Source organism: Nocardia sp. 852002-20019_SCH5090214, from assembly GCF_001665865.1.
Classification (GTDB): Bacteria; Actinomycetota; Actinomycetes; order Mycobacteriales; family Mycobacteriaceae; genus Nocardia; species Nocardia nova.
The window spans coordinates 21,537-33,988 of record NZ_LZMK01000140.1 but is presented as its reverse complement, the minus strand read 5'-3'; the positions used below and the strand labels follow the sequence as shown (position 1 = coordinate 33,988).

The following is a 12,452-nucleotide window of genomic DNA, read 5'->3' as shown; positions in this document are numbered from 1 at the left end:
ACCACCATGCCTTCCGTCTTCGGACCGGTCCGCTCCCTCCTGCTCGGCACCGGCTCCCAGGAACCGCCGCTGAACCGACCGGGATTCGCGGCCCCCAGCCCGGCCACCGCCGCCGAACTCGAACGTGTCGCCACCCATCTGGCCTCCAGTATCGATATGGCGGTGCGCAGCAAGAACAACGACGAGGTGATCGCCACGATCGCCGCACTGCCGGAGCAGTATCGAGGTTTCGCGTTCGAGGGCGCCGCGACGGGATTGGCCGCCGTCGACTCGATCACCCCGTTCGGCCGCCGCGCGCACGATTTGATCGCCGGTCCGGCCGCGAAACACGATCTGACCATGTACGTCGGGGTGGGCCTGGCGATGGGCCGGATCCCGAAAGCGTTGTGGCGCAAGACTCTCCCGAAACACGAGAGCTATCGATGGCTGGCCCTGGACGGGTACGGCTTCTACAACGCCTTCTTCCACACCGAGAAATGGGTCGGCCGTCACTACGTCGACAACCGCCTGCCGCGGTGGATGGGTGATCCGGCGCCCCTGCACCGCGCCATCGATCAGGGGATCGGCCGGGCGCTGTGGTTCATCGGCGGCGGTTCGGTCGACGGGGTGGCGAAGATGATCGAGGAATTCGACAGCACCCGCCACCCCGACCTCTGGGACGGTATCGGCATCGCCACCACGTTCGCCGGCGGGGTCGAGGTCGCCGATCTGGAGGCGATCCTGGCCCGCGTGCCGCAATTCCGGACCCAGCTGGCCGCCGGTGCGGCCATGGTCGCCAAGATCCGGCAGCAGGCCGACAGTGCCACCGCGCACACCCACGTCGCCGTGCGCACCTATACCGGACGCGGCATCGACGAGGCCGCCGCGCTCATCGATCGCGCCTTCGCCGACGTCCCGCAGGACGGCACGGCCGGCGCCTATGTGGCCTGGCGCGACCGGCTGGGCGTCCTCGCCGCGGCACCGGGAGACGACGCGTGAGCGTGGACTGGACCGGCCGTCATGTCATCGTGACCGGCGGCTCGGAAGGGATCGGCGCCGCCGTGGCGACTGCCTTCGCCCGCCGCGGCGCGCGCGTGTCGATCATCGCGCGGCGCGAAGCGGTGCTGGCCGCCACCGCGCGGCGCATCGGCGCCGAATGGGCCGTCGCCGATGTCACCGACCGGGCCGGGCTTGCCGCCGCGATCAAGGATCTCGAAGCGCGGCAGGGCGATTGCGCCGTCCTGGCGTGCTGTGCCGGGCTCACCCTGCCGGGCCGGTTCCTCGATCTGGCCGACGACGAGTTCGATATCCAGATGCAGGCCAATTACCTGGGCTCGGTATACGCCGTGCGTAGCGTCTACCCCGGAATGGTCGAACGCGGTCGCGGCAATATCCTGCTGCTCAGTTCCACCTCGGCATTTCTCGGCATCGTCGGCTACTCGAGTTACGGGCCGACCAAGGCCGGCGTACGACAGCTGGGCCTGTGCCTGCGCTACGAGGCCGAGCCGCACGGGATCTCGGTATCGGTGCTGTATCCGGCCGACACCGATACCCCCGGCCTGCTGCGCGAGAATCTGCGCAAGCCTGCCGAAACCAAGGCCATCACGGGGTCGATCGCGCCCATGCCCGCCGACCGGGTCGCCGAGGTCGCCGTGCGCGGAATGGAACGCGGCCGGGCCCACATCACCGTCGATCCGCTGACCGCGTTCTTCCTGCGCTGGGCCAATATCCCGGAAGACTTCGCGCGACCGTTCTTCCGCCGCAGCATCGCGAAGGCACGCGCGTCGCGGCCATGAGAACCGCCCCACCGGAAGGACATTCGCCGTGGCAGGCACCGTAGACTACGCCACCGGATCGCTGCGCGCGCAGCTGCACCGCATCTTCACTCCCGGCCCGGGCGAAGACGGCATCGCGCTGCCGGTCCATCTGCGGCTGCATTACGCGCTGTGGCTGACCAGACCGGAGATCGCTCCCATGTCGGTGGGCATCATGGCCGCCGACGTCCTGTTCAGCGCGCGGTCGTGGCACGAGATCCTGACGGTACCGATGCTGGTGGCCTCGCTCATGCTCGCCGCCGCGATCCAGCTGCTGCACGTCGCCAACTGCCTGGCCGACCGCTGGGTGGACGTGGACTACAAATCGAAGTTCTCGCGGATGGTGCGTGATCTCGGGGTGCGGTTCGTGGCCCGCCAGATCTACGCGACCATCGCGTTCATCGGCGTGTCCGCGCTGTATCTGACGTGGGCGACCGGCCATCCGGATCTGCTGCCGCTGATCGTGCTCGGAACCGTATTGCTGCTGCAATATTCGCTGCCACCATGGCATTTCAAGGCCTCGGGGCTCTGGCAGATCCCCTTCACCTATCTGATGACGATGGTCTTCCCCGGCCTGGTCGTGCTGCGGCTCTACGACCGTGGCATCGAAGTCGCGGCACTGGTGGCGATCCTCGGAATGGGCCTGACGCTCACGGGGCTGTTCTCGATCAATACCGCCGAGGACATCCCCGAGGACGCCGAACACGACATCCTGACCTCCGTGCGCGCGCTGGGGCTGCGGACCTCGCTGATCGAGTCGTTCACCCGGGTGCTGGTAGGTGCGCTGATGGTGGCCGGCGGGACCCTGGCCCTGCGCGGTGGGATCTGGAGTCTGGTGCCCTACGGGGCCGGCGTGCTGATCGCGCTCGGTTTCGTGGGCAGCACGCTGGTGCGGGTGTGGTCGGCGGATCTCGATGCCGCGATGCCGGTGCTGCGTGCGCGAGCGAAGTTCTTCACCGCGATGGTGGCGTTGGTGTCGTGGGTCACCGTCGTTCCCGCGGCGGCCGTCTTCGCCGCGCGCTGAACGGTTCCGGCATGCGAACGGCCCGTCCCTTCCGGTGACGGGCCGTTTCGATATCGAACGTACTACCGCACGGTGACGGTCATCGAGAACCGCTGGCCCGGGTTGGCCTGATCCCACGGCCGCACCGACACCAGGCTCAGGCGGGTGCTGCCGGCGCGGGCGGCGGTGAAGGTCCACACACTGGTACCGGGCGCACCCGGCATCGAGCTGCCCGGCCGGAACACCGGGTCACCCTCCTGAGCGAGCACCCCGCGGTCGACTTCGCCGATCTGCCAGACGTATCCGGTCGTCGGGTTGTCGGGCAGGGCCACCGCCAGTTCCTGTCCGACGTCGAGGGTCGTGGTTCCGCCGTCGCCGTCGGTACCGACGATGATCGGCTCCGATACCGCCTGCACGGCACCGGGCACAGCGGGAATCGGGTCGGCCCCGGCAACCGCATTCGCCCCACCGGCCGTCAGCGCCAGACCGAACACAACCATCAGCAAAGGTGTACGCACCGCATTCCTTCCATATTCAAACGGGCGTCCACACCCTACAGTCGCGCTCAGTTCAGCAACGCCAAACCGCCATAGGCACCGGAGAATTCGGGATGCTCCCCCACGTCCGCCGGATTGTCGGGCCGCCACAGCGGCAGATGCACCAGTCCGGGTTCCAGCAGCGGCCAGTCGTGGAAGAATCCCGCGATATGGTCCTTGTCGCGCAGCACGATTTCGGTCGAGGTTCGTCCCGAGAGCTTCTGCGCCTCCAGCACTTCGACCGGCTGCCCGTCGGCGGTGGCATGGGTGATCGCGAGATAGCTGCCCGGGGCGACGGCTTGCTGCAGCCGTGCCACACATCCGGCCGGATCTGCCTCGTCCGGGACGAAATGCAGGACGCCCAACAGCAATACGGCGATCGGCCGGTCGAAGTCCAGCACCTCCCGCACCAGCGGATCGTTCAGAATCGTGTCCGGCTCGGCGACATCGGCCTGCACGACCGTCGCATGCGGGTTGCCGTCCAGGATCGCCCGGCTGTGCGCCACCGCCACCGGGTCGATATCGACGTAGACGACACGGGCCTGCGGATTGCGCGCCTGCGCCACCTCGTGCACATTGCCGACGGTCGGAATGCCCGAGCCCAGATCCAGGAATTGGGTGATACCCGCGTCGACCAGATGACGCACGCAGCGGCGCAACAGATCTCGGTTGGCGCGCATGGTTTCGGCGACATTCGGGGTGAACGACTCGATCTGGCGTGCCAGCGTGCGATCGATCTCGAAATTGTGCATCCCGCCGACGAAATAGTCGTACACCCGCGATGCGCTGGGCCGATCCAGGTCGATACCTTCCGGCGCCCAACTAGGTCTGGTCATCGCAACCTCTCTGGAATCCAACCCCGCCGGAAGGCGAAGCCACGCAATCGTATTCGACAGGTGTGCGAAACTCCCGCGGTTCACACGAAGTCCACGCCCCGGCTACCATCATCGACATGGCGTGGGATGGGTCCGAACACGACGGTCCGCACGCCGACCTGGCGCACCGATGGGCAGCAGCGCTCGGCGGCGGGGTCCGCGATCACGTCGTACCCATGAGCGTTTCCGAGGCCCGCCAGTTGCTGGTCACCCTCGCCCGGGGGTTGATCGACGCCGCCGACTCCGGCGGTACCGCGCGGGTCGCCGAACTGGGCGGCGATCTGGCCCGCGCTCATTTCGTCGGCGACGAGGTCCTCGGCCGCACCATGACGGTGCTGGCCACCTACTTCGCCGAACTCGACATCGCCTCCGGCCGGGCCGCGGAATTGATCGGCGCCTTCGCCGGCGGTTACGTGCGCGCCTTCCGGGCCTGGCTGCTCAGCGAACAGGAAAGTGTGCGCACCGCCGATATCGCGGCGCGCAGTGTGGTGGAGGAACAGTTGCGCGCCAGTGAGGCCCGATTGCGGGCCGTGTTCTCCCAGGCCGGGATCGGCACGGGTCTGTCGGATATGACCGGCCGGATCATCGAGGTCAACAACGCGTTCGCCGCCATGCTCGGCTACGAACCGGAGCAGATGTACGAACTCGAGGTCACCGACCTCACCCATCCCGACGATCCGCCGGGCATGTGGGAGCTGTACGCGGGCGTGCTGCGCGGGGACCACGATCACGCGCAGATGGAGAAGGCGTATCGCCATCGCGACGGGCACACCGTGTGGACCAATATCAACGTCTCGCTGATCCGTGACGACCACGGCCGGCCGCAGTACACGCTGGTGCTGGTCGAAGACATCTCCGAACAGCGCGAGTTGCGCGAGCGCCTGAGCTACCGGGCCCATCACGATCCGCTCACCGGCCTGGCCAACCGGTCCCGGTTCTTCGACGCGCTCACCGAGGCCTTCGCCGATCCGGACGCGCGAGTCGGCCTGTGCTATGTCGACCTGGACCATTTCAAGGCCGTCAACGACACCTTCGGCCACTCCATCGGCGACGAACTGCTCACCCGCGCGGCGGCGCGGCTGTGCGCGTGCGCGGTCGGGGAGAACAATCTCGTGGCCCGGATGGGCGGCGACGAATTCGTCATTCTGGTGCCCCGCACCCGCCGCAGGCGCGAACTGATCGATCTGGCCCGCACGGTGCTCGACGCGTTCACCGTGCCGTTCGACATCGACGGGCACCGGCTGCGGATCGGGGTGAGTATCGGCGTCATCTCCGAACAGGCCGCCGAAACCACCACGGAAGAACTCCTGCAGGCAGCCGATTCCACCATGTACTGGGCCAAGACCGACGGCCGCGGCCGCTACGCGGTCTTCGACCCCAGCCGGCGCCGCCGCGAGCACACCCGCGCCGAACTACTCGCCGATCTTCCGGGCGCGCTGGCCCGCGGCGAATTCTTCCTCGACTACCAGCCGATCGTGGATCTCGGCGACCACCGGCCGGTCGCGGTGGAGGCCCTGGTGCGCTGGCACCACCCGCAGCTGGGAATTCTGAGTCCGGCCCGGTTCATCGACCTGGCCGAGGGCGGCGGCCACATCATCGCGCTCGGCACGGTGGTGCTGGAGCAGGCGTGCCGGGAAGGCCGGCGCTGGTGCGACCGCTTCGGCGACAAGGCGCCGGTGGTGAGTGTGAACGTCTCGGCGGAGGAGGTCGCCGATCCGGCCTGGCTCGAACGGGTGCAGAAGATCGTCGCCGACACCGGAATCCCGCCGGACCGGCTGCAATTGGAGCTCACCGAACGCACCTTCATGCACGCCATCGGCCGGCCGCTGCAGGCGCTGCACACCCTCGCCGAATCCGGAATCCGCATCGCCATCGACGATTTCGGCACCGGGTATTCCAATCTGGCCTATCTGGGCCAGCTTCCGCTGCACGTGGTGAAATTGGCGGGGCCGTTCATCCATCGCATCCGCAATGCCGGCACGGTCGGCCGCAGCGATCTGCTGATCCTGGAGACGATCATCGATCTCAGCCACGATCTGGGCCTGAGCGTGACCGCGGAATGTGTGGAGACCCGGCATCAGGCCGACCGGCTGCTCGGACTGCAGTGCGATACCGCCCAGGGCTGGTACTTCCACCACCCGGTGCATGCCGACGTGATCGCGGATCTGCTCGAACGCGAACTCGAAGCCCCGGGGTCGCCGCCGCTCGAGCTGCCCGGCACGCCGCCGAAACCGCACGGCCCGCGTGGTGTCCCGGAATCAGAACGCCGTACCACCGGTGGCCGCGCTGCGGCCGTGCTTCATGAACACCACACCGACGAGCGCGATAGCGGCGGCCACGGCCACGAAGTAGAAGCCGAGCTCATATCCGCGGTCGGCGAACAACAGCGGAATATCCTTGGTGGCCACATGCTTTCCCGCCACCGAGATATCGGCGCGCACCGGATTGGCGTTGAGGAACGCGGTCGCCACCGCGATGCCGATCGCGGCGCCCATCGACTGCATCACCCCGAGCATGCCCGCGCTGATGCCCTGCTGTTCGGCCGGGACGCCCTCCACGATGAGGTTCGGCGTCGAGGCGTAGTACAGACCGAAGGCGAGGCCGTACACGGCGCTGATCAGGGCGATCACACTCCAGCCGTGGTCGAGCACCGCATAGGCCAGCCCGCTGAGCACCATCACCACCAGCGCCGACATCAGCGGCAGCCGCGCACCGGAGCGGCGGATCCAGAACCCGGCGACCAGTCCGGCGATCATGCCGAGCACCGCCTGCGCCAAGGCCACGTGCACCGCGAATCCGAGCAGCGTCAGATTGTCGCCGTAGGTGTAGCCCGGATTCAGGCTCACCTGCACGGCCTGCGCCGGCAGCATCTGCCCGGTCTGGGCGTGGATCTCGGCGAGCGTGCCCTGCACGACACCGGCGGTGACATCCGCGGCGGGCGGCGACTGGGTCATGTACCCCACCGCGTAGCCCTGGTATCCGATCGTGAACGACGCCAGCAGCGAGACGAACAACACCACGCTCACTCGCGGGTGGAACAGCAGCTTCATATCCATGATCGGTTGCCGCACACGCATTTCCACGATCGGGAAGGCGGCGAGCAGCACGAGTCCGACGACCAGCCAGGCGAGAGTCGACGGCTTCGCCCAGCCCCAATCCTGCCCCTTGTCGAGGTAGATCAGCGTCAGCACCGCACCCGTGGCCAGCAGCACCGCGCCGATCACATCCAGTCGCTGCGGCGTGCGCAGCCGCGACTCCGGCACGATCAGCGCGACCAGCGGCAGCATGATCAGGGTGAAGACGAACAGGAACCAGAAGATCGCCCGCCAGCTGTGGTGGTCGACGATGTAGCCGCCGATCAGCGGTCCGGCCACGGCCGAAACACCCAGGCCGGTGGAGGCCACACCCAGCCCGATCGGCACGTACTTGCGGGGCATGAGGTCGCGGATCAGGCCGTAGGAGATCACCGCGGTCGCGATCGCGGTGGCCTGCAGACCTCGCCCGACCAGGAAGATCATCCAGTTGCTGGTGATCGCGCACAGCGCGCAGCCGATCAGAAACAGCACCCCGCAGAGCAGGAACATCCGCTTCTTGCCCCAGATATCGCTCATCTTGCCGATCAGCGGCGAGGCCGCGGCGCCGATGACGCCGAAGATGATGATCGCCCAGTTGATATTCGCGCCCTGGTCGGGAAAGGTCGGCGCGATCTGGCGCAATGCCGCCGACACCATGACGAATTGCATCGGGGCGACCTCGGTGAACAGCACAATCACCGCGAGCACGGTGAAAATGCGCAATTTGGACGCGCCGTCGAGGCGGCCGGTGGTATCGACCGGCTCCGACGGTGTCGTCGCTTCGAGGGAGGTGGACATATGCCCTCCGGAGTGACAGGTGAACAAGATGGCGTGAACCGTGTCACATTCCAGGTGGTCCGAATATCACCGAACCCGCTCAGTGGGACCGAACTCGCGCATCTCCATGTCGCGCGACACCGCGGCAGGGCACAATGCTCTGATGCTCGATGTGTACTACGGCTTGTTCCTTCTCCTGGTCGAGGGAGAGCGGCTGAGCCAGATCTTCGGAGTTTCGCTCGTCTCCGGAAATCCCTGAGTCCGAGAGCGATTCACTCCCCTCCGGCCGACCTGGCCGACTCACCAAATAGCCGGTAGCCAGCCTAAACAACACGGAGTGGGCGATCGAGGTGCGCTAGGTGGTCGCGAGCAGATCGTCCAGCAACGATCGGGTGTGGACGAGTCGGTCGATATCACCGGTGATGCGGCGACGCTCCACTTCCAGTCGTTCGCGGCAGCCGTCCAACAGCAGGGAATCACCCGACAGGCAGGACAGGATCTCACCGATGAGGTCCATATGCAGCCCGGCCGCCAGGAGGGTGCGGATATGCGCCACCGTGTGGACGTCGGAGTCGCCGAAGACGCAATATCCGGCGGCGGTTCGCTCCGGCTTCAGCACACCTCGTTCCTCGTAGTACCGCAGTGCGCGCACACTCACCCCGGTTCGCTCGGCCAACTCTCCGATCTTCACCTGGCGCTCCGTTCGCTGTTCGGGCTTGACTCTCACGTGGACGTGAGAGTTTAGCGTCCCAGCATGCTCCGACTCCTCATCCTCATATTCTGCGTATTCAGCGTCACCACCGGCGAATTCGTCGTCGCCGGAATCCTGCCCGAGGTCGCCGGCGACCTCGGGGTCAGCGTCGGCGCCGCCGGTCTGCTGGTCACCGCGTACGCCGTCGGCATGATCATCGGCGGGCCGCTGCTCACCGCCGTGACGGCCGGACTCGATCGGAAACGCCCCATGGTGGCCCTGCTGGCCGTCGCGGTCGTCGGCAATGCCGTCTCCGCCCTCGCGCCCGACTTCCGGCTGCTGTTGGCGGCCCGGTTGCTCACCGCACTGGTGACCTCGACGTTCTTCGCCCAGGCCGTCGTGATCGCGGTACGGTCCGCGGCCCCGGAGCGGGCCGGAACCATGGTGGCCCGCTTGGCATTCGGCATGAACCTGGCGATGATCCTCGGAGCTCCGATCGGCACCCGGATCGGCAGTCAGTGGGGTTGGCGGGCGACCTTCGCCACGATCGCGGTCGCCTGCCTGATCGGCCTCGTCTCGGTCGCCCGGGCGTTCCCCTCCGCGGCCGGCGCGCAGCGGACCTCGGCCGTCGCGGAGTTGCGGGTCCTGCGGCGGAGGCCGGTGCTGGTGGCGCTGGCGATCACCGCGGTCGGCAACGTCGGCGCGCTGATGGTGTTCAGCTACCTCGCCCCGCTGCTCACGAACCTGGGTGGGCATCCCGCCGGCCGCCTGCCACTACTGCTGCTCGCCTACGGCGTCGGCGCGACGATCGGCAATCTCGTCGGCGGCACGCTCTACGACCGCAACCCACGGTTCGCTCAACCCGCGCTGCTCGGGCTGCTGGCCGCGACCTTCGTGGGCGCGTGGTTCGTCGCGACCGTCACCGCGCTCACCGTGGTCGCGGTCGTCGCGATCGGTCTGCTCGGCTTCGCCGTCATCCCCGGAATGCAGGCGCGCGTGATGACAACCGCCGCCGCGGCACCCACCCTGGCGATCGCCGTCAACGCCTCCGGCTACCAACTCGCCGCGGCCGCCGCGGGACTCGTCGGCGGACTGATCGCCGACTCGCCCGCAGGCCCCCGCCCCCTCTATCTCGTCGCCGCCGGCCTCACCGTCTGCGGCTTGCTCATGACCGCCACGACCACTCGTGCGTCCCAGCCCGAGGACGTCGCCGTCATGGTGGATTGACCCGCCCACCAGCAGACACGCGCCCCGCCGGTGACGGACCGGCGGGCCGTGCGATCAGCGCATCCAGCGACCAGCGGCCGGGCCCCACCCACAGCAGGAAGATCAATCCGAGCAGCATCGCGAAATCGGTGCGCGCGTCGTGAGCCATTCCCCAGAAACCCTGCACTCCACCGAATCCGCCCGGGCGCAGCTCACGCACTTTGGTCAGCGCGATCGCCAGCACGATGTCGATGAGCAGCGGCACCGCGGCCGGTCGGGTCAGCAGACCGAGCAGGACCAAGGCGCCGCACACGATCTCGACGACGCCGTCGAGGTCGGCGAAGAACGTCGGCGCCGGTATCCCGATCTTGTCGAATCGACCCGGTCCCAGCGCGTGCGGGTAGACGAACTTCTGAATCCCCTCACTGAGGAACACCAGTCCCACCGCCAACCGGATACAGATCACCGCCGGCGGGCCCTCGGGGCCCAGTATCTTCGACCACGACCACTGCTGCGCTTCCGCCATGAGACTTCGCCTCCCGACATCGCTACCTGGTTCCGCATCCGACCCTACGGCGAGCGCACCGCCGCGGACTGCGGATACGGCTCTGCCACCGCGCGCGATTCCGGGAGGTCTCGCCGACGAAGACGACCCGGCGGCGTGCCTTGTGAGCGACACGCCGCCGGGTGGCGGTCCGCGGACCGCCGACGATCCGCACAGCGGAAAGCGTCGGCGAATCCGTCTCAGCCGATGTTGGCCGACAAGTCCGGAGCCATCCGATACACCTCGTCACGCCAGTTGTTCCAGGCGTGGATGCCCGCGGCCGGGAAGTCGTAGGCGATGTTCTGGGCGCCCAGTGACGCCATCCGCACCTGGAATGCGCGGGTGTTCACCAGTGCGAGGGCCTCGAGTCCCATGCCGTTGACGGTGCCCATATTCGGTCCGTCGGTGGCGGTGGGGATGCCGCTGCCGGCCGAGATCCACAGCCGCGTGTTGTTCTGAATCAACCTGGGTGCGAACACGAACGGGTCCATCCGCAGCCACTGCGGGCCCCACGGCGGAGCCATCGCATCGACGTTGTAACCGCCGGCATCGAGCATCGCGACGCGGATCGCCTCGCGCATACCCGGCGCCGAGATGTTGAGGTAACCCGAGAACGAGCCGGCGAAGCTGAACTGATCGGGATGGTAGGCGGCCAGGGTCAGCGCGGCGCTACCGCCCATCGACAGGCCGAAGACGCCGTTGCGGTCGGCCCGGAATCCCAGGCGGTCGCGCAGCGCGCCGCGCAGGTTCTGCGTCAGAAAGGTCTCCCACTTGTAGGTGTAGGACTTACCCGGCCCGGTCGAAAACGCCTGCAGCGCACCGGATCCCGAGGTCGAACCGGACGAGGAGCCGGAGCCCGGCGCGACGCCGAGGAAGCTCGACGGGGCGTTCCAGTCCGCGTAGAAGCTGGACTGTCCGCCGACCGGCATCACCACGTTGATATTCCACGAGGTCAGCAGGTGCGCGATATCGGTTTCGATCTCCCAGCCGTTGAGATCCTCGCGGGCGCGCATGCCGTCGAGGGCGTAGACGACGCGGTCGGTGTTGCCGTCGGCGGCGCGGAAGACGCGCGATTTGATCGGCCCCATACTCGAGTCGACCCAGAAGTCGAAACCGGCGGGGTCGAAGGCGGCCGCGGCCCGCGGGAGCTGACCCGACACCGCCGCGGTCAGCGGTACGAACAGCGCCAGGGCCAAGGCGAGCAGGGTCCGCCCGAGCGTCGTACCGGAGCGCCCGGATCTCTGCCGACGCAATCTTCGCATGTGTAAACAGCACCTTTCGTGATCGAACGCCGAGGCCCCACCCCCGCCGGGCCGCGACGGTGCCCAGTGCCGCCACCCCGACCCCCGGCCTCGCCGGGGTCCGCCGCACTGCGCGTGTCACGCCCGTATCGACCACCCATTCGGCGCCGTTACTGAAATGTGATGTTTATTTCCGACCGACCGGTCTCGCATAACAGACATACCGAGCGGTCATGCGGCGAAGGCGTCCGGCGTCGGCCCACCGACGCCCGCGGCGAACTCCCGACAAACCGTCGGCCACCCGGTGCATCCGGCCCTCGTTGCACGTGCAAGCCGCGCAGTGGCCGCCACCGGCCCCGGCTCGGCCGCCGAAACAGAGGCTCCGACCAGCGACGATCCGCATCGAACGGTCGGCGCCTACGACGAGCGCCGCCGCGACCGGATCGAGTGCACGGAGATCCGACCGCTCGCACGGCATCGAATTCTCGGCCGCCCATGCACCCGCATCGCCCGCGGCTCCGCACGCGTTCGGGCGCAGCCATTCGCCGGCAGGCCGCCCCGGTCGCTGATTGTGAAATTCTCAGCGACCGGAACGAACCACGATCTCCCGCGGCCTACTTGTCCGGGAACCCGGCGGAGAATCCGGCGGCGATGAGGGCGGCGGCGATGACCGACAGTACGGCGATGCTCCACATGGCAAACCTCTTCGATT

10 protein-coding genes and 1 pseudogene are annotated in these 12,452 nt (G+C 67.8%); 5 read left to right on the top strand and 6 right to left on the bottom strand.

The annotated features are described in order from the left end of the window. The first annotated feature begins 6 nt into the window (after positions 1 to 6). From A5780_RS12000 to A5780_RS11990, 3 genes are read left to right on the top strand one after another with little or no spacing between them, the layout of a single operon-like run. Positions 7 to 978, top strand: a complete 972-nt coding sequence (locus A5780_RS12000) for a DUF1702 family protein (RefSeq protein WP_064908460.1) — start codon at positions 7 to 9, stop codon at positions 976 to 978. Continuing rightward, the gene (locus tag A5780_RS11995) at positions 975 to 1,775 is read left to right on the top strand and encodes an SDR family oxidoreductase (RefSeq protein WP_169812476.1); all 801 of its coding nucleotides are present in this window, start codon (positions 975 to 977) and stop codon (positions 1,773 to 1,775) included. The genes A5780_RS12000 and A5780_RS11995 overlap by 4 nt, the downstream gene beginning before the upstream one ends. A gap of 28 nt (positions 1,776 to 1,803) precedes the next feature. Beyond that, entirely contained in the window at positions 1,804 to 2,817 is a 1,014-nt protein-coding gene (locus A5780_RS11990; RefSeq protein ID WP_064908459.1) for a hypothetical protein, read from the top strand. A 62-nt stretch (positions 2,818 to 2,879) separates the two neighbouring features. Here the strand turns inward: A5780_RS11990 and A5780_RS11985 are convergent, their stop codons facing one another. Together A5780_RS11985 and A5780_RS11980 are read right to left on the bottom strand one after the other, a co-directional pair. Beyond that, on the bottom strand, positions 2,880 to 3,314 hold the full coding sequence (locus A5780_RS11985; protein WP_146098785.1) for a protease inhibitor I42 family protein: 435 nt from the start codon (positions 3,312 to 3,314) through the stop codon (positions 2,880 to 2,882). A gap of 47 nt (positions 3,315 to 3,361) precedes the next feature. Next, positions 3,362 to 4,168 (bottom strand): SAM-dependent methyltransferase, encoded by an 807-nt coding sequence (locus A5780_RS11980; RefSeq protein ID WP_063018166.1) that lies wholly within the window; start codon positions 4,166 to 4,168, stop codon positions 3,362 to 3,364. A gap of 116 nt (positions 4,169 to 4,284) precedes the next feature. Between A5780_RS11980 and A5780_RS39055 the strand changes: the two are divergent. Further along, positions 4,285 to 6,288, top strand: a pseudogene (locus A5780_RS39055) (putative bifunctional diguanylate cyclase/phosphodiesterase); the annotation flags it as partial. Positions 6,289 to 6,465: 177 nt separating this feature from the next. On the opposite strand, the gene A5780_RS11965 reads toward A5780_RS39055, so the two are convergent. Next, positions 6,466 to 8,079: an MFS transporter gene (locus tag A5780_RS11965; protein WP_064908456.1), complete on the bottom strand. Its 1,614-nt coding sequence runs from the start codon at positions 8,077 to 8,079 to the stop codon at positions 6,466 to 6,468. Between the two features lie 334 nt (positions 8,080 to 8,413). Continuing rightward, positions 8,414 to 8,749, bottom strand: a complete 336-nt coding sequence (locus A5780_RS11960) for a MerR family transcriptional regulator (RefSeq protein WP_064908471.1) — start codon at positions 8,747 to 8,749, stop codon at positions 8,414 to 8,416. 63 nt (positions 8,750 to 8,812) lie between these two features. Here A5780_RS11960 and A5780_RS11955 point away from each other — a divergent pair, with 63 nt between their 5' ends. Then, positions 8,813 to 9,976 (top strand): MFS transporter, encoded by a 1,164-nt coding sequence (locus A5780_RS11955; protein ID WP_064908455.1) that lies wholly within the window; start codon positions 8,813 to 8,815, stop codon positions 9,974 to 9,976. Here A5780_RS11955 and A5780_RS11950 read toward each other — a convergent pair. Together A5780_RS11950 and A5780_RS11945 are read right to left on the bottom strand one after the other, a co-directional pair. Next, entirely contained in the window at positions 9,963 to 10,481 is a 519-nt protein-coding gene (locus A5780_RS11950) for a DoxX family protein (protein ID WP_064908454.1), read from the bottom strand. The genes A5780_RS11955 and A5780_RS11950 overlap by 14 nt on opposite strands. A gap of 218 nt (positions 10,482 to 10,699) precedes the next feature. After that, positions 10,700 to 11,761: an alpha/beta hydrolase family protein gene (locus tag A5780_RS11945; RefSeq protein ID WP_064908453.1), complete on the bottom strand. Its 1,062-nt coding sequence runs from the start codon at positions 11,759 to 11,761 to the stop codon at positions 10,700 to 10,702. Positions 11,762 to 12,452: the final 691 nt, after the last annotated feature.